Origin of the sequence: Halomonas sp. DN3, assembly GCF_024137905.1 — a bacterium.
Taxonomy (GTDB): domain Bacteria; phylum Pseudomonadota; class Gammaproteobacteria; order Pseudomonadales; family Halomonadaceae; genus Halomonas; species Halomonas litopenaei.
In genome coordinates this window covers 463,202-479,306 of record NZ_CP099965.1, presented here as the reverse complement: position 1 = coordinate 479,306, position 16,105 = coordinate 463,202, and the positions used below count along the sequence as shown (strand labels likewise).

At 65.4% G+C, this 16,105-nt stretch carries 17 protein-coding genes; 1 reads left to right on the top strand and 16 read right to left on the bottom strand.

Translation table 11 applies throughout. The features are described from left to right. Window positions 1–12 precede the first annotated feature (12 nt). From NKF27_RS02180 to NKF27_RS02115, 14 genes are all read right to left on the bottom strand, one after another. Window positions 13–432 (bottom strand): hypothetical protein, encoded by a 420-nt coding sequence (locus NKF27_RS02180; RefSeq protein ID WP_253555177.1) that lies wholly within the window; start codon window positions 430–432, stop codon window positions 13–15. A gap of 236 nt (window positions 433–668) precedes the next feature. Continuing rightward, window positions 669–1,895: a benzoate/H(+) symporter BenE family transporter gene (locus tag NKF27_RS02175; RefSeq protein ID WP_253555176.1), complete on the bottom strand. Its 1,227-nt coding sequence runs from the start codon at window positions 1,893–1,895 to the stop codon at window positions 669–671. 194 nt (window positions 1,896–2,089) lie between these two features. Further along, window positions 2,090–2,863 (bottom strand): benzoate diol dehydrogenase BenD, encoded by a 774-nt coding sequence (gene benD, locus NKF27_RS02170; protein WP_253555175.1) that lies wholly within the window; start codon window positions 2,861–2,863, stop codon window positions 2,090–2,092. A 53-nt stretch (window positions 2,864–2,916) separates the two neighbouring features. Next, window positions 2,917–3,687, bottom strand: a complete 771-nt coding sequence (locus NKF27_RS02165) for an ABC transporter ATP-binding protein (protein ID WP_253555174.1) — start codon at window positions 3,685–3,687, stop codon at window positions 2,917–2,919. Further along, window positions 3,684–4,502, bottom strand: a complete 819-nt coding sequence (locus NKF27_RS02160; RefSeq protein WP_253555173.1) for an ABC transporter ATP-binding protein — start codon at window positions 4,500–4,502, stop codon at window positions 3,684–3,686. Before NKF27_RS02160 ends, NKF27_RS02165 begins: the two co-directional genes overlap by 4 nt. Continuing rightward, entirely contained in the window at window positions 4,499–5,593 is a 1,095-nt protein-coding gene (locus NKF27_RS02155) for a branched-chain amino acid ABC transporter permease (RefSeq protein WP_253555170.1), read from the bottom strand. The genes NKF27_RS02160 and NKF27_RS02155 overlap by 4 nt, the downstream gene beginning before the upstream one ends. A 91-nt stretch (window positions 5,594–5,684) precedes the next feature. Then, window positions 5,685–6,545, bottom strand: a complete 861-nt coding sequence (locus tag NKF27_RS02150; RefSeq protein WP_045991438.1) for a branched-chain amino acid ABC transporter permease — start codon at window positions 6,543–6,545, stop codon at window positions 5,685–5,687. 90 nt (window positions 6,546–6,635) lie between these two features. Next, window positions 6,636–7,925, bottom strand: a complete 1,290-nt coding sequence (locus NKF27_RS02145) for an ABC transporter substrate-binding protein (protein WP_253555168.1) — start codon at window positions 7,923–7,925, stop codon at window positions 6,636–6,638. A 152-nt stretch (window positions 7,926–8,077) separates the two neighbouring features. Continuing rightward, entirely contained in the window at window positions 8,078–9,097 is a 1,020-nt protein-coding gene (gene benC, locus NKF27_RS02140; RefSeq protein WP_253555166.1) for a benzoate 1,2-dioxygenase electron transfer component BenC, read from the bottom strand. 20 nt (window positions 9,098–9,117) lie between these two features. After that, window positions 9,118–9,609, bottom strand: a complete 492-nt coding sequence (benB, locus tag NKF27_RS02135; protein WP_331281208.1) for a benzoate 1,2-dioxygenase small subunit — start codon at window positions 9,607–9,609, stop codon at window positions 9,118–9,120. 20 nt (window positions 9,610–9,629) lie between these two features. Further along, window positions 9,630–10,997 (bottom strand): Rieske 2Fe-2S domain-containing protein, encoded by a 1,368-nt coding sequence (locus NKF27_RS02130; protein WP_108131176.1) that lies wholly within the window; start codon window positions 10,995–10,997, stop codon window positions 9,630–9,632. A gap of 166 nt (window positions 10,998–11,163) precedes the next feature. Beyond that, window positions 11,164–12,123, bottom strand: a complete 960-nt coding sequence (catA, locus tag NKF27_RS02125; RefSeq protein WP_213230054.1) for a catechol 1,2-dioxygenase — start codon at window positions 12,121–12,123, stop codon at window positions 11,164–11,166. Between the two features lie 106 nt (window positions 12,124–12,229). Then, a complete protein-coding gene (catC, locus tag NKF27_RS02120) occupies window positions 12,230–12,520 on the bottom strand; it encodes a muconolactone Delta-isomerase (protein ID WP_045991433.1) in 291 nt (96 codons plus the stop codon). Window positions 12,521–12,595: 75 nt separating this feature from the next. Beyond that, entirely contained in the window at window positions 12,596–13,714 is a 1,119-nt protein-coding gene (locus NKF27_RS02115; RefSeq protein WP_253555164.1) for a muconate/chloromuconate family cycloisomerase, read from the bottom strand. Window positions 13,715–14,001: 287 nt separating this feature from the next. Here NKF27_RS02115 and NKF27_RS02110 point away from each other — a divergent pair, with 287 nt between their 5' ends. Next, entirely contained in the window at window positions 14,002–14,904 is a 903-nt protein-coding gene (locus NKF27_RS02110) for a LysR family transcriptional regulator (protein ID WP_045991431.1), read from the top strand. Window positions 14,905–14,965: 61 nt separating this feature from the next. Here the strand turns inward: NKF27_RS02110 and NKF27_RS02105 are convergent, their stop codons facing one another. Together NKF27_RS02105 and pcaG are read right to left on the bottom strand one after the other, a co-directional pair. After that, a complete protein-coding gene (locus NKF27_RS02105; RefSeq protein WP_222568305.1) occupies window positions 14,966–15,328 on the bottom strand; it encodes a RidA family protein in 363 nt (120 codons plus the stop codon). Between the two features lie 131 nt (window positions 15,329–15,459). Continuing rightward, window positions 15,460–16,098, bottom strand: a complete 639-nt coding sequence (gene pcaG, locus NKF27_RS02100) for a protocatechuate 3,4-dioxygenase subunit alpha (RefSeq protein WP_222515723.1) — start codon at window positions 16,096–16,098, stop codon at window positions 15,460–15,462. Window positions 16,099–16,105: the final 7 nt, after the last annotated feature.

Sequence of the window (16,105 nt, the reverse complement as noted above, 5' to 3'; positions counted from 1 at the left end):
GTCGCGTTGGCGCTATCGCCGTGACCGCCACAGCCCCAGCGCCAGCAAGACACCGGCGGCGATGACCGGCAGCATGGGAGGCGACGCCGGCGTCCTGAGGGCGACCCCGACCTGAGCGTAGAGCGAGGTCGCACACAGCACAAAGCCGGCCAGCGGCACCGTCCAGGTCGCCCAGGGTTCACCCCGTCGAAACGGTCCCCACAGCAGAACGCCGACCAGCAACGCCACGCTGAGACAGGCGCCCCCCAGGGCGCGCATCAGCGCCAGCAGGACCTGCCGGGTGCCTGGGGCGACCGACTCCCAGTCGAGCCCCATCGCGGCGGCATGGTAGGGCATGAATTCGCTGCGGCCGAGATAGACCAGACCAAAGGCGATCAGAATCAGGGTCGCCAGCGCATGGCAGGCGAGAGCACTTCTTGAATACGGGGTCACGGCGGTTTCCTGGCGATCCGAGCGACTACAGCGGATATCTCTGCCCAAATGGGGCTCCGCCGATGATAGCCGGCTACTTTGCCCCTCCGCGCTCCCACCCTGACGCCGCGATCGTTTCAGCACACTAATCCAGCGATATCAGACGGCCGCAGGTCAGGCTCACCGAGGGTGCTGACATCGATGAATTCGCGACGCACGAGCGCCATTCGGCCTGGGGCCATGCGACACCGCCAGCGTCAGGCCGCGGCGCGTCCAGCGTGCAGCAATCTGACCGCCAGCATGCCGATCACTACGCCCCAGAAGGCCGCGCCCAGACCGAACAGGCTCATGCCCGAGGCCGTCACCATAAAGGCGATCACCGAGGCCTCGCGGTGGTCCTCGGCGGCGATCATGGCGGCCAGATTGCTGGTGATCGCACCGATCAAGGCAAGCCCCGCCAGTACCGCCACAAAGGCACCGGGCAAGGAGGTGAAGAGCGCCACAATAGTGCCGGCGAACAGCCCGCCGACCAGGTAGAAGACGCCGTTGGCGACCCCGGCGACGTAGCGACGGCCCGGGTCCTGGTGGGCATCCTTGCCGGTGCACAGCGCAGCGGTGATGGCCGCGATCACCGTGGTGATGCCGCCAAAGCAGGCAGTGGCGAAGGAGGTCAGGCTGGCCACCGTCAGAATCGGCCGGGCCCTGGTGTGATAGCCCGCTGCGTGCAGGATCGCCATTCCCGGCAGGAACTGGCCGGTCAGGCTCACCACCACCAGCGGCAACGCCAGGCTCAGGGTGCTGGTGATGGTCCACTCGGGAGCGATAAAGCGGGGAATCGCCAGGTGCACACCGACGCCGGCGAGACTCGCGCCTTCCAGCACCACGGCGAGCACCACACCGGTGATCAGCAACAGGATCAGGCAATAGCGCGGCGCCAGCCGCTTGAACACCAGATAGGCCAGCAACATGCCGACGGCGAGCCAGGGCGAGGTCTCGATGGCCGCAAAGGCGCCCAGGCCAAACTGGAACAGGATGCCCGCCATCATGCCGGCGGCCACACCCGACGGAATCAGCGCCATCAACCGGTCGAAGCTGCCGGTAACGCCGATGATCAGCATCAGCACCGCCGCCGTCAGGTAGGCGCCTACCGCCTCGCCCAGCGACAGCTCCGGGAACAGGGTGATCAGCAGCGCCGTGCCCGGTGCCGACCAGGCCGTCACTACCGGCACCCGGAGCCACAGGCTCAGGACGATGCCCGACACCGCCGCCCCCAGCGAAATGGCCCACACCCAGGAGGTCATCATCTCGGGCGAGATATCCGCCGCCGCACCGGCCTGAAAAAAGATCGCCAGCGGCCCCGAGTAGGAAATCAGCACCGCGACAAAGCCTGCCGTCACCGCCGACAGCGACAGGTCACGAAAAAGGGACGACCCCGCAGCCGACCCCTGGGGTGCGGTTACGGTATCGGAGTCGGTTCGGCGCATGGGCTAGCTCCTTGATGATGGCGTCGATGTATGGCCAGGAATGTCACCGGGTGGCCCCGCGTCGACGTCGATGGAAGACAAAAAAGGCCCGGCACGCGGCCAGGCCAAGGAGGATACAAGATCACCGCGCCGTCCCGGCGCCCCACAGGTACAGCGGGAGGCAAGCTGGGCCCAGGACGCCCGGCATCAACCGGCTAGCCCGGGTCGCCGCCGGCCACCGGCACCACCGTGCCGGTGATATAGCTGGCGTCGCGGGAGGCCAGAAACAGGATCGGCCCGACCTGCTCGTCCAGGGTGCCGTAGCGGTGCATCAGACTCGAAGCCAGGGTCTGGTCGATCAACTGCTGGTACCACTGTTTGTCCTGTTCGCTCTGGGGTTCGGCGTTGCGCGGCGTCAGCCGGGGCGGCGCCTCGGTGCCGCCGGGGGCGGTCGCGTTGACCCGCACGCCGTGCTCGGCCATCTCGATGGCCAGCGCCACGGTCATGGCGTTCACCCCGCCCTTGGCCGAGGCGTAGGGCACCCGATTGACCCCGCGGGTCGCCACCGAGGAGACGTTGACGATATTGCCGCCGCTGTCGATCAGGTGGGGCAGCGCCGCGCGACAGCACCACAGCGTCGGAAACAGCGAGCGACGCACCTCGGCCTCGACCTGCTCCGGCGAGTAGTGGGTGTAGGGCTTGGCCCAGATCGTCCCGCCGACGTTGTTGACCAGTACGTCGAGCCGCCCGAAGCGCTCAATGGCGCCCTTGATGGCGCTCTCGGCGCCCTCCCAGGTTTCCAGATCGGCGTTCAGGGCGAGGACCTCGATCCCCTGCTCGCCAAGCTCGCGCGCCAGCTGGTGGACATGCTCGGCGCGATCGACCAGTACCAGGGCGGCACCTTCCTCGCCGGCACGCTCGGCCAGTCGTCGGCCGATCCCCTGGGCGGCGCCGGTGATCAGCATCACCTGTCCTTCGAATCGCTTCATGTTGCTGTCCTTTAATGTCGAATGCGGTAGGTTGACGTGGCCGCGACACGGCCTCAGCCCACCCCGAGATGGGTATCAAGGATCGAGGGATCGGCCCTGAGCGCCTGGCTGTTGCCGTCGAACACCACCTTGCCCTTGACGATCAACAGGTGGCGGTCGCCCACCTCGAGCAGGTTGTCGATGTTCTTGTCGACGATGATGCTGGCGATGCCCGAGGCCTTGATGGTGCGCAGGATTGACCAGATCTCGTCGCGGATCAGCGGCGCCAGCCCTTCGGTGGCCTCGTCGAGGATCAACAGCCGCGGGTTGAGCATCAGTGCGCGACCGATCGACAGCATCTGCTGCTCGCCGCCGGACAGCAGCGAACCATCGTGGCCGATGCGCTCCTTGAGCCGAGGAAAGGTGTCCAGCACCCGCTCGATATCCCAGTCGGTACTGCCGTCAGACCCCGGGCGTGCAGCCATCACCAGATGCTCGCGCACGCTGATACCGGGAAAGATGCCCCGCCCTTCCGGCACGTAGCCGATGCCCTGACGGATGATCTGCCAGGGACGGCGCTTGCGGGTATCCACCCCCATGATCCGCACCTCGCCATGGCGCGGCGGCACGAAGCCGAGGATCGACTTCAAGGTGGTGGTCTTGCCCATCCCGTTGCGACCGAGCAGGCTCAGCGTCTCGCCGGCCCTGAGGGTCAGGTCCACCCCGTGCAGCACATGACTTTCGCCGTAGAAGGTGTGCAGGCCGGTGGCCTCGATCAACGGCGACTCGACATCCTCGGCAGCGTCCACCCGTTGCGTTCCTGCCTCCTTGATCGCCACATTCATGACGTCACCTCGCTATTGCTGGAGCCGTTGCCGATATCGACGCTATCGCTGGGGCGACTGTCCTCGCTGCTGTCGTGACGCCCCAGATAGACGTCACGTACCGTTTCGCTTGCACGAATGCTCTCGGTGTCGCCGCTTTCCAGCACGCAACCGTCGACCATCACGGTGATGCGATCGGCCAGGCGGAACACCGAGTCCATGTCGTGTTCGATCAGCACGATGGTGTAGTCGCGAGACAGCCGCTTGAGCAGGTCGGCGACCTGGTCGGTCTCCTCCCGGCCCATGCCGGCCATCGGCTCGTCCAGCAGCATCAGCTGTGGCTGGGTCGCCAGCACCATGGCGATCTGCAGCTGGCGTTGCTCGCCGTAGCTCATGCCGGAGGACACCGTATGGGCCCGGGCCACCAGACCACAGGTGTCCAGCGCGGCCAGCGCCCGCTCATCGACTTCGCGGGCCCGCCGGCGCGAACGCCAGCTGCCGATGACGCCACCGTGGTGGATGCGCGCGGCCAGCTGGCAGTTCTGCAGACAGCTCAGGCGCGGAAAGATGTTGGTCTTCTGGTGGCTGCGACCGATACCGAGTCGGGCGACCTGGTGGGCCTTCTTGCCCTGGATCGCGCTGCCGCGATACTCGATCTCGCCGCGGGTCGGCGGGATCTCGCCGGACAGCAGGTTGATCAGGGTGCTCTTGCCGGCACCGTTGGGGCCGAGGATGGCGTGGATCTCGCCCTGCTCGACCTCGAAGTCGACGTCATTGACCGCCAGCAGGCCACCGAAGCTGCGGGTCAGCCCGCGGGTCTTGAGCATGCTGCTCATGAGGACACCTCCCCGGCGCTTTTGCCGACGCTCTTGCCGTCGCTGTCGGAGGCGGAAGTCTGTCTGCCCTTCGCCAGGTTGTCCTTGCCACCGCCAAGCCGCCCCAGCAGCGAGGCCTGGCGCCCCGGCGGGTCGAGCAGCAGCCCGGCGATGCCCTTGGGCAGCACCAGCACCGCGACGATGATGGTCAGGCCCATCAGGATCGGCCAGTGGTTGGTCAGGTGCTCGTAGAAGTACAGCAGCAGTTCGTAGGCGAAGGCGCCGAGAATCGGCCCGAAGATGGTGCCCATGCCGCCGAGGATGACCATCATCAGCACCTCGCCGGAGTGGTGCCAGCCAAGCTGGGCCGGATTGGCGAAGCCGTACTGCATGGCCGCCAGCATGCCGGCGACGCCGGCGATCATCGCCGAGACCACGAAGGCGATCAGCTTGTAGCCGGTGGTGGCGTAGCCCAGCGCCTGCATGCGGTGCTCGTTGTCGTGGATGCCGTCGAGCACCTGGCCGAAGTGGGAACGGGTCAGGGCGCGCAGGATAAGGTAGACCGCTACCAGGAGCGCCAGGCAGAAGTAGAAGAACGTCAGCGGGTTGTCGAGGTCGATCAGCGGTGTCTCGCCCATGGCAAGGCTCGGGCGGAACATGATAAAGACGCCGTCGGTACCGCCGGTCATGCTGGAGGTGCTGACGGTGTAGAAGAGCATCTGGCCGAAGGCCAGGGTGGTCATGATGAAGAAGATGCCCTTGGTGCGCAGCACCAGCAGGCCGACGATGGCGGCGACCAGGCCGGAGACCAGCATCACCAGCGGCAGCATCCACCACAGCGAGGCGGCGCTGAAGTCGGGGCTGGCCATCGCCAGGGTGTAGGCCCCCAGGCCGAAGAACAGCGCATGGCCCAGGCTGACCAGGCCAAGGATACCGACCAGCAGGTCGAGACTGACGGCGAACAGGGCGAAGATCAGCATCAGGGTCAGCTTCTCCATGAAGAAGGCGCTGGACTCCCCGAATACCGCCGGCCCCCAGGCCGGATAGGCGATCAGCAGCGCCAGGCCCGCCAGCAGCAGGGCCGTCACGCGCTTGGGATATCGATGCAACATGATGTTTCTCCTCCAGACGGGTACCCCGCCTGCGAAGGGGTCCGATCAGGCGGCAAGGAACACCTGAGCGGAGGGTGATTGTCGTCGGGTCTCAGGCGAACAGCCCGCGCGGCTTGATCAACAGCACCAGCGCCATGATCAGGTAGATCAGCATGCTGGCGAGACTCGGGATCAGCACCGGACCGAAGGTCTCGGCCATGCCGATCAACAGCGCGCCGAAGAAGGCCCCCTTGATCGAGCCGATGCCGCCGATGACCACCACCACAAAGCAGGTGATCAAGATCGAGTCCCCCATGCCCGGCGTGATCGACGACAGCGGCGCCGCCATCATCCCGGCGAAGGCCGCCAGTGCCACGCCGACGCTGAAGATCAGGGTGAACAGGGTGCGGATATTGATGCCGAGCCCTTCGACCATCTCGCGATTGACGGCGCCGGCGCGGATCACGATACCGAGCCGGGTGTGGCGGATGATCCAGTAGATAGCCCCCGCCAGCACCAGGCACACCGCCGCCACGAACAGCCGATAGACCGGGTACTGCAGGTTGTCGGTCAGGGCGATGGCGCCGGTAAAGGGCTCCGGCAGCGCCACCGAGTGGACGTCGCCGCCCCAGATGATGCGCTGGGCCTCGTTGAGCACCAGGATCAGGCCGAAGGTCAACAGCACCTGGTAGAGGTGGTCACGCTTGTACAGGGTGTCGAGAAACAGCCGCTCGATGACCAGCCCCAGCAGTACCGCGATGGGCACCGCGATCAGGATCGCCAGCCAGAAGTTGCCGAGGCGCTGGGTCAGGTCGAAGGCCAGATAGGCACCGATCATGTACATGGCGCCGTGGGCCAGGTTGATGATGCCCATGATGCCGAAGATCAGCGTCAGGCCGCTGGCGATAAGGAACAGCAGCAGGCCGTACTGAAAGCCGTTGAGCAGCTGCACCCCGAAGAAGGCAAGGTCCATGAAGAACTCCTTTGGCGTTGGCCCGCCCGAGAGCGCCCGACATCCGCGGGCACCTCGGCGAGGTCATTGACGCGGTGAACGAAGGTCGCCTCAGCTCTTCATCGGGCAGGCGCTGTCGGGAACTTCCAGCTGCTCGCTGGCGATCGAGGTGACGTGGTGCTCGCCGTCCCTTACCTCGCGCAGGTAGACGTTCTGGATCGGGTGGTGGGAGGCCGAGAAGCTCACCGGGCCGCGCGGGCTGTCGAGCTCGACCGCTTCCAGCGCCGCGATCAGCCCCTCGCGGTCGGGCTCACCGTCAATCGAGGCGTAGGCCTGGGCCAGCAGCTTGCCGGCGTCGTAGCCCTGCACCGCGTAGGTGTCCGGGGCCTCGCCGTAGGCCTCCTGGTAGGCCGAGACAAAGGCCTGGTTCTGGGGGGTATCCAGGGTCTCGGCGTAGTGCATTGTGGTCTGCACGCCGTTGGCGGCCTCACCCAGTGCCCCCAGATTACCGTCGGTCAGGAAGCCCGAGCCGTAAAGCGGGATGCTGTCGTTGAGTCCGGCGGCGGCGTAGTCCCGCACGAAGCCGACCCCGCCGCCACCGGCGAAGAAAGTGTAGACGGCGTCAGGGGCGATGCTGGCGATCTGCGCCAGGTAGGTCTGGAACTCGGTGCTCGGAAACGGCACCAGGATCTGCTCGACGATCTCGCCACCGGCATCGGTGAAGGCCTGCTCGAAGCCAGCCAGGTCTTCCTTGCCGCCGGCGTAGTCCCAGGTGATGGTGACGATCTTGCGATGGCCCTGATCGTAGGCCACCTGGCCCATGGGATAGCTGTTCTGCCACATGCTGAACGAGGTGCGGAAGACGTTGGGCATGCACAGCTGGTTGGTGGCCGCCTCGAGTCCGGCGTTGGGAATGATGGTGATGGCGCCGGTCTGCTTGGCCACCCGCAGCATGCCCATGGCGACGCCGGAGTGGACCGGACCGATGACCACGTCGACGCCATCACCCTTGACCAGGCGGCTCATGTTCTGGGGCGCCTTGGAGGGGTTGGCCTCGGAGTCCAGGGTCACGTACTCGACGCCATGACCACCGAGGCTGCCGCTCTCCTGCTCGATGGCGAGCTTCAGCCCATTGGTGATGGACTCGCCCAGTGCCGCGTAGGTGCCGGAGTACGGCAGCATCAGCCCGAGCTTGACGTCGTGCTCGGCCAGGGCCTGGGTGGACAGGGCGGCGCCGGCCAGCGCCAGGGTCGCGGCCTGTAGCGAACGTGCAAGCGGGCCAGGGCGCCGGGATGACAGGGAAGCCTGGCGGCGGCTGTACGTGTTATCGGTGGTGGGCGTGTTATCGGTGCTGGGCGTGTTATCGGTATTGAGGTTTTTATCGATAGTGAGCTTGGCCATGATCATGTCTCGTCAGGTTGTGATTATCGTTATGAGATTGCGGGGCTCTCGGTCGACCGGACGCCCCGGCCTGCGGCTGTCTGTTGTCGGCTGTCTCTTGTCGGCAAGGGCGAAAGGTCTCCCTTGCCGAATCTGGTTCCGGGCAGGACGCGTCAGTTGGGCGTGAACTTTTCGTAGTGAAAGCTCGCCGGCTTGATGCCCTGCTGGTCGAAGTGCTTGAGCACCGCGTCCACCATCGGCGGCGGGCCGCACAGGTAGACGTCGACGTCGCCGTCATGCAGCTTCTGCGGGTCCATGTGATGGGTGACGTAGCCCTTGCGTTCGTGGCTGCTGTCCTCGTCGGCGACCACCGTCAAGTAATCGAAGTTGGGCAGCGCCTCGACCGCCGCGTCGAGTTCTTCGCACTTGACCAGATGATCGTCCTTGGTCACGCCATAGATCATGTGGATCGGCTGGCCTGCGCCCTCGCCCTGGGCCTCGAGCGCGGCAAGCTGCTTAAGCATCGACAGGAAGGGAGCAAGCCCGGTGCCGCCGGCCAGCATCAGGATCGGGCGCTGGATGGCGCGCAGGTAGAAGCTGCCCATGGGGCCGGTCACCGCCATGGCGTCACCGGCCTTGGCCTTGTCCGCCAGATAGCCGCTCATCAGTCCGTCCGGCACATTGCGGATCAGAAAACTGGCGCGGGACTCCCCCGGCAGCGAGCTGAACGAGTAGCTTCTGTGTTCACCACAGCCCGGTACCTCCAGGTGCACGTACTGCCCCGGCAGGAAGTTCAGCGGCTCGCCTTCGATATCGATGGCAAGCTCGATGGAGTCCTCGGACAAGGGTTCGACGTGGACCACCGTGGAGGCACGGCTGTCGACCTCGGTCTTGCATACGGTCGAGGCCACCGGCACCGACAGCACGCAGTCCGAGGATGGCACCATCTGGCAGGTCAGCACCTGCCCCTCGTGCAGCTCCTCGTCGGACAACGCCTCATCGATGTACTCGTCACCCAGCTCGAACTCGCCCTGGTCGCAGTGGCACTTGCAGGTGCCGCAGACGCCGTCGGAGCAGTCCATCGGCAGGTTGACCTTGTTGCGGTAGGCCGCATCGAGGACGGTCTCGCCCTCGTTGCAGTCGATAAAGCGCGACACCCCGTCTTCGAAGTTGAGCGCGATGGTGAAGCTCATGGTCGTTCTCCTTCACCGACTTAAATGTGATAAACGTCGATGACCTGGTGGATATAATCGTTATTGAGCTGCACCTTCTTGCGCGTGATAAGCGGGCTGTCGCCGGACACGTCCAGGGTGTAGAAAGACACCCCGAAGTAGCTGTCGGTCTGCTTGTAGCGGTGGCTCAGGGTGTGCCAGTTGAAGCGCACCTCCAGGCTGTCGCCCTCCTCCTTCATCACCTCGATATTGGTGATCTGGTGGGTGGTGCGCGGCTCCGGCGTGCTGGCGCCACTGCGCTCGGTCTTGATCCGATAGACGCGATCCTCGAGCCCTTCCCGGTTGGGATAGTAGATCAGCGAGATCTCGCTGTTCGGGTCGCCGGTCAGGGTGTCGTCGTCGTCCCAGCAGGGCATCCAGAACTCGGCCTTCTTGTGGTACAGGGTCAGCCACTCGTCCCACTCGCGTTCGTCCAGAAGGCGTGCTTCGCGATAAAGAAAGGCCTGGATGTCGTGATAGCTGATGCTCATGATTCGTCTCCTTTCCGCAGGATTCAGGCTGAGGCCGTGGCGATGAACTGGCTGCGTTCCTTGTCGATGGCGCGCAGCATTTCCTCGACCCAGTGCTGGTGGTGCAGCACGTAGAGGCCTTCGTCCTCCGGCGAGGCACCGCTCTTCAGCGGCTTCATGTCGATGGCGCTGGCGTCTTCGTCGGGACCATCGATCCATTGCTTGGCGCCACGCGACAGGTCATTCCACTCGGCCAGGGCACCGTTGTAGCCGTTCTGGCAGCCGCGGAATTCCTCCAGGTCATCCGGCGTGCCCATGCCGCTGACGTTGAAGAAGTCCTCGTACTGGCGGATGCGCACGCGACGGTTCTCCGCCGATTCACCCTTGGGCGCGAAGCAGTAGATGGTGACCTCGGTACGGTCCACCGCCAGCGGACGCAGCACCCGAATCTGGGTCGAGAACTGGTCCATCAGATAGACGTTGGGGTACAGACACAGGTTGCGGGTCTGGTTGACGATGTTGTCGGCGCGGGCCTCGCCCAGCTCCTTCTCGATGCGCTCCTTGTGCTCGTAGACCGGACGCACCTCGGGATTGAGCAGCCGGGTCCACAGCATCATGTGGCCATTCTCGTAGGAGTAGAAACCGCCCTTGGACTTGGACCAGCCGTCGGCGTCCACCGCCTTGGTGCCGCCTTCGTCGTAGTTGCGACGGTCCATGGTGGAGGCGTAGTTCCAGTGCACGGTGCTGACGTGGTAGCCGTCGGCGCCGTTCTCGGCCTGCAGCTTCCAGTTGCCGGTGTAGGTGTAGGACGAGGTGCCGCGCAGGATCTCGAGACCTTCCGGGGCCTGGTCGACGATGTTGTCGATGACCTTCATGGTCTCGCCCAGGTACTCCTCGATGGGCATGACGTCGTCGCTCAGGCTGCCGAACAGGAAGCCCTTGTAATTGCTGAATTTGGGCAGGCGCTTGAGGTCGTGGGAGCCGTCCTGCTTGAAGGCGTCCGGGTAGGCGCCGGCCTTCTCGTTCTTGGCCTTGAGCAGACGCCCGTCGTTCTTGAAGGTCCAGCCGTGGAAGGGACAGGTGAAGGTGCCCTTGTTGCCCTGCTTGCGACGGCAGATGGTGGCACCGCGGTGGGCGCAGGCGTTGATCAGGGCGTGAAGCTCGCCCTCCTTGTCGCGGGTGATGACCACCGGCTGGCGCCCCATGTTCAGGGTGAAGTAGTCACCGGGCTCGGCGATCTGGCTCTCGTGGGCCATGAACAGCCAGTTGCCCTCGAAGATGTGCTTCATCTCGAGCTCGAAGAACTCGGGGTCGGTGAACATGCTGCGGTGGCAGCGAAAGACGCCCTGTTCGGGGTCATCCTCGACGGCACCACGCACGCGGGCTTCGATCTGATCGAGTTTATTGCTCATCGTTGTTCTCCTCTCTCATTCGGGCAGCTGTTCCGAGTCGCTCGCCCAGCCCACCCTTTGGGGCAACATGCCCGTAGGGCAGGCGTGGCTTGGCGCGGCGCTGTCCACCACGGGGGCTCCCGTGGAACTCGGCGGTTAGTTCAGGGTTGTCGCGAGTCCAGGCGGCTCAGCCGTCTTCGAGGGCGCGGGGGCGCTTGTGACGCTGCTGCAGCTCGGTCTCGCTGGTGGCGGCAAGCTCGATGTCGAACACCACCTCGGTGAAGGGCCCCTCGAGGCCACGATCGCTGGCCTCGCTGGCGTCCTCGATGCGCCTGGCGTCCACCACCAGCTCCTCGCGGGTGGCGAAGGCGAAGTCGTCGTAGGTGTAGGGGTCGCCGGCGAGGTTGATCTGGGTGGTCAGGTGCTTGTACCCGGGCGCCGAGATAAAGAAGTGGATATGCGCCGGTCGCTGGCCATGACGACCGAGCAGGTCCAGCACCTGCTGGGTCGGGCTGTCCGGGGGGCAACCGTAGCCGGAGGGGATGATGCTGCGCGCGCGATAGCGGCCATCGGCGTCGGTGTAGATGGTACGACGCAGGTGGAAGTCGGCCTGGGACGGGTCGAAGAAGCTGTAGTTGCCCTTGCTGTCGGCGTGCCAGATCTCGACCTTGGCCCGGGAGATCGGCTGGCCCTGGGTATCGCGTACCTGACCGGTCAGCCACATCACCTCGGCGTCGGTGTCCGAGCCGTCGTCCAGGCGCGCCTCACCCTCGGACTCCGGGGCACCGGCGACGTACAGGGGCCCCTCGATGGTGCGCGGGGTACCCCCGGCAAGGCCGCGGGCGGCGTCCTCGGCGTCCATGCGCATGTCGAGGTAGTGGTCGAAGCCCAGGCCCGGGGCCAGCAGGCCGTACTGGGTCTCGGCACCGAGCGCGTTGAGCACGCTGACGCCCTGCCAGAATTCTTCCGGGGTGACGTCGAAGTCGTCGATCAGCTTGTACAGGTCCGACAGCAGACGGTGCAGGATTTCCTTGGCCCGCTCGTTGCCTTCGGTCTTGTCGAAGCCGGCGACGGTATTGAGGAAGTCCTGGACTTCCGGCGTGTCGAAGATGCGCACTGACTTGGTGGTGGGATTGAGACTGTTCATCTGGCGGTCCTCAGGTGTGGCGTACTTGTCGTTATCGTTGTTGGCGGTGCTGGCCGAGGCCTGGCGATGCGTGCTGCCCCGACGTCTGGCTGGCCAGGGGCAGGCCCTAGCTGTCGTCATCACGGATCGAGGACGGGTGGCGGCACAGCGGCTTGACGCGGATCTCCATGTAGGGAAACAGCGGCAGGTTCGATACCAGCTCCTGCAGCTCGGCGTTGTCGGCCACGTCGAACACGCTGACGTTGGAATAGCTGCCGGCCACCCGCCACAGATGGCGCCACTTGCCGGAGCGCTGCAGCTCCTGGGCGTAGTCCTTCTCGCGGGCCTTGATCTCGGCGGCGCGCTCCGGCGCCATATCCGGCGGCAGCTTGACGGTCATTTCCACCTGAAACAGCATCCTCATTCTCCTCTCGATCGGGGGCCGTCGATGCAGCCCTGGAGGCTCGCGCGGCCGGTCTGATGGCGATGTCGCTTAGCTGCGCGCGTACTCGCGCAGCTTGTCGTGATCCAGTTCGAGCCCGAGTCCCGGGCCTTCCGGCAGCGCCACGCCAAAGTCGTCGTAGCGCAGGGGGGTGGTGACGATGTCATCGGTCAACAGCAAGGGGCCGAACATCTCGGTGCCCCAGGCCATCTCGGGCAGGGTCGCCCAGGCGTGCAGCGAAGCGGCGGTACCGATGGTGCCCTCGAGCATGGTGCCGCCGTAGAGGCCGATGCCACCGGCGTCGGCCAGATGAGCCAGGCGCAGCGCGCCGCGCGGCCCGGCGCTCTTGGCGATCTTCAGGGCGAAGGCGCCGCTGAAGCCGGACTCAATCAGCGCCAGCCCGCAACGCAGGTCCTGGACGCCTTCGTCGGCCAGCATGGTGACCTCGAAGCGATTGGCCAGCCGCGCCAGTCCTGCCCGCTCGTGGGCCGGAATCGGTTGCTCGATCAGGTCGACCCCGGCGTCCTCAAGGGCGGCGATGGCACGCACCGCGGTGGCCTCATCCCAGGCCTGGTTGACGTCGACCCTGACGCTGGCGCGATCCCCCAGGGCGGCCTTGATGGCGGCAACGTGGCGCACGTCGTGATCCACCGCGTTGGCGCCGATCTTGAGCTTGAAGTCACGATGGCGACGCTGCTCCAGCCGCTTTCTGGCCTCCTCGATATCCTTGTCGGTATCGCCACTGGCCAGCGTCCACAGCACCGGCAGGTGATCGTGGCGGGCGCCGCCCAGCAGTGTCGCCAGGGGCACCCCGAGACGCTTGCCCTGGGCATCCAGCAGCGCGGTCTCGAGCGCCGACTTGGCGATGACGTTGCCCTTGGCCAGCTTGTCGAGCCGGGCCATGGCGAGGTTGACGTTGTCCGCCGCCAGGCCGACCAGCGCCGGTGCCAGATAGGTGTCGATGTTGACCTTCATGCTCTCCGGACTTTCCGGGCCATAGGCCAGGCCGCCGATGGTGGTGGCCTCGCCGATGCCTTCGATACCGTCTGCGCACTTGAGGCGTACGATCACCAGCGTCTGGGTGGCCATGGTGGCCATCGACAGCTTGTGCGGTCGGATGGTGGGCAGGTCGACCAGCAGGGTCTCGACGCTTTCGATCAGGGCGGTCATGGTGGCTCCGGCGATTACCATCAGCTCGTTGTCATCCACGGGCTGGCGATCTGGGTGACGATCTGGGTGATGAGGAAAGCCGCAAGCGCTGCAAAGCCTCGGCGACTCGTAAGCGATCAAGCCATACCTTGGTAAGATTTCTCTTACGATGCGAAGCGCCACTGCCATCGACATCGGCAGAGACCTACGGCTGAAAGGCGCTTGATCCGGCGATTGAGTGCAGTGTGATTGTCTTTGAGGGGCACAACCAATATGGTCTGGGTAGATCGCAATACCCTGGAGGTATCATGGAGCTTCGACACCTGCGCTATTTCTGTGCCGCAGCGGAAGAGCTAAACATCACCCGGGCGGCCGCCAGGCTGCATATGGCGCAGCCCCCTTTGACCCGGCAGATCAATCAGTTGGAGGAAGAACTGGGGGCCCAGTTATTCATTCGCGGCCCCCGAGGGCTGACCCTGACGCCCACCGGCAAGTTCTTCCATGAGCATGCCCTGCAGATGCTTGAGAAGCTGGATACCACGGTGGCGGCGGTACGCCGTATGTCTCGAAGCCACAAGGAAATGTTCGGTATCGGCTTTGTGCCCTCGCTGTTTTACGGCCAGCTGCCGCTGCTGGTGCGCGAGTTGCGACAAAAGGACGAGGTGGAGCTGACCCTGGCGGAATTGACCACGGTGGAGCAGGTGCAGGCGCTGAAGGCAGGACGTATCGATATCGGCTTCGGACGCCTGAGGATCGACGATCCCGACGTGGAACAGGAGGTGCTGTTCGAGGAACCGATGATGGCGGCGGTGCCGGAGGGCCACCCGCTGGTGGGCACCACCCCGACCATGGAGGAGCTCGCCCGCTACCCGCTGGTGCTGTACCCGGCGAGCCCGCGCCCGAGCCTTGCCGACCTGGTGCTGGGGCTGTTTCGCCGCCGAGGGCTCAAGGTCACGGTGGTGCAGGAGGCCAACGAGATGCAGACGGCGCTGGGCCTGGTGGTGTCGGACTTCGGCATCACCCTGGTGCCGGAGCAGGTCAAGCGACAGAATCGCGATGGCATTCGCTACCTGTACCTGGCGGAGAAGCACATCACTTCACCGATCGTCTGCAGCCGGCGCCGGGGAGAGACGCCCAGCGCGACCATGCAGGCGGCCAACGCCATCCTCGAGGTGCTGGTGGAGAATCGTCGGACGGGCAAGTACCCGTGAAACATATCGAGGGGCGGCAGGGCCAGGGCCCTGCCTGCGGCGCGTTGATAGCGCTGCGGTGTTAGCGAAACTCTTCCCCCGCCGCTGCCACGAAGGCCATCTCGATCAGCAGTTCGGGGTTGGCAAGCTCGGCCTTGACGCAGGCGCGACTGGGGGCGGTGCCGGGCTCGAACCAGGCCTCCCAGGCGACGTTCAGGGCATCGAAGTGGGCAAAGTCGGTCAGGTAGATGGTCACCGAGATGATCCGTGTCTTGTCGCTGGCCACCTTGGCCAGCGACTCCTCGGCCTGTTCGAAGATCTGCTCCACCTGGCCGGTGATATCGGCGCGGGTGTCCGCCTCGGCGACTTCGACGAAGTGGGCCATGCCGTTGAACACGGTGATGTCGGACCAGCGGGGGGTGGGGTTGATGCGGTGGATATCCATGAGAGTGCCTCGAAGCCAGGGCGGAAAAGACCGCTAGCATAGGCCATGGAAGCGTCGGTGCAAACGCGGGCAAATAACGACACGGACGCCGCGGTTCACGCCACGACGTCCGTGTGGTCAGGCGAACGCGATCAGAAGTCGAAGAACACCGTCTCTCCCTCCCCCTGCAGCACGATATCCAGACGATAGCGTGGCAGGCCGCCTTCCCCGCCCTCTTCACGCCGGGCGATCAGCGTCTGGCGCCGGGCCGGCGACTCGATCGCACCCAACACCGGGCAGCCGGCATTGGCTTTGTGCTCGTCATCGAAGTAGAGCCGGGTCTGCAGATGCAGGTTCACGCCCCGGGCGAAGATCGTGAGGTTGATGTGCGGGGCCATGGTGCGACCGTCGGGCCGAGCGATGGCGCCGGGCTTGACGGTCACAAAGCGCCACTCGCTGTTGCCCTCGGCGGTGGTCGCGGTACGCCCGAAGCTGTTGAACGGCGCCTTGAGGTCGAACGCCGTCTGATAGTCACCGTTGGCGTCGGCCTGCCAGGCCTCCAGCAGGGCGTCGCGGACCAGGTCGCCGTTGCCGTCGATGACCCGTCCTACCACCTCGATACGCTCGCCTTCGGCGCTATCCTTGGCCAGTTCGTTCCAGATCTCCTCGTCGCGCTCGGGCAGGCCGGCGACGGCCAGCGCCAGGCCGATGTGCACGTAGGGGCCGGCGGTCTGGGACGCGGTCTCGCGCAGCATCAGGTTCGCGGTGGGGGTAAGGTTTGGCTGTTGCATGAGGTCT

What these genes read in the sequence shown, in the direction of transcription:
- NKF27_RS02175 (WP_253555176.1), bottom strand. Translation starts at nt 1,895, where the DNA reads ATGCGCCGAACCGACTCCGATACCGTAACCGCACCCCAGGGGTCGGCT.
- pcaG (WP_222515723.1), bottom strand. Translation starts at nt 16,098, where the DNA reads ATGCAACAGCCAAACCTTACCCCCACCGCGAACCTGATGCTGCGCGAG.
- NKF27_RS02115 (WP_253555164.1), bottom strand. Translation starts at nt 13,714, where the DNA reads ATGACCGCCCTGATCGAAAGCGTCGAGACCCTGCTGGTCGACCTGCCC.
- NKF27_RS02155 (WP_253555170.1), bottom strand. Translation starts at nt 5,593, where the DNA reads ATGTTGCATCGATATCCCAAGCGCGTGACGGCCCTGCTGCTGGCGGGC.
- NKF27_RS02145 (WP_253555168.1), bottom strand. Translation starts at nt 7,925, where the DNA reads ATGGCCAAGCTCACTATCGATAAAAACCTCAATACCGATAACACGCCC.
- NKF27_RS02105 (WP_222568305.1), bottom strand. Translation starts at nt 15,328, where the DNA reads ATGGATATCCACCGCATCAACCCCACCCCCCGCTGGTCCGACATCACC.
- benC (WP_253555166.1), bottom strand. Translation starts at nt 9,097, where the DNA reads ATGAGCTTCACCATCGCGCTCAACTTCGAAGACGGGGTGTCGCGCTTT.
- NKF27_RS02165 (WP_253555174.1), bottom strand. Translation starts at nt 3,687, where the DNA reads ATGAATGTGGCGATCAAGGAGGCAGGAACGCAACGGGTGGACGCTGCC.
- NKF27_RS02150 (WP_045991438.1), bottom strand. Translation starts at nt 6,545, where the DNA reads ATGGACCTTGCCTTCTTCGGGGTGCAGCTGCTCAACGGCTTTCAGTAC.
- NKF27_RS02160 (WP_253555173.1), bottom strand. Translation starts at nt 4,502, where the DNA reads ATGAGCAGCATGCTCAAGACCCGCGGGCTGACCCGCAGCTTCGGTGGC.
- NKF27_RS02110 (WP_045991431.1), top strand. Translation starts at nt 14,002, where the DNA reads ATGGAGCTTCGACACCTGCGCTATTTCTGTGCCGCAGCGGAAGAGCTA.
- catC (WP_045991433.1), bottom strand. Translation starts at nt 12,520, where the DNA reads ATGCTGTTTCAGGTGGAAATGACCGTCAAGCTGCCGCCGGATATGGCG.
- NKF27_RS02130 (WP_108131176.1), bottom strand. Translation starts at nt 10,997, where the DNA reads ATGAGCAATAAACTCGATCAGATCGAAGCCCGCGTGCGTGGTGCCGTC.
- benD (WP_253555175.1), bottom strand. Translation starts at nt 2,863, where the DNA reads ATGAAGCGATTCGAAGGACAGGTGATGCTGATCACCGGCGCCGCCCAG.
- catA (WP_213230054.1), bottom strand. Translation starts at nt 12,123, where the DNA reads ATGAACAGTCTCAATCCCACCACCAAGTCAGTGCGCATCTTCGACACG.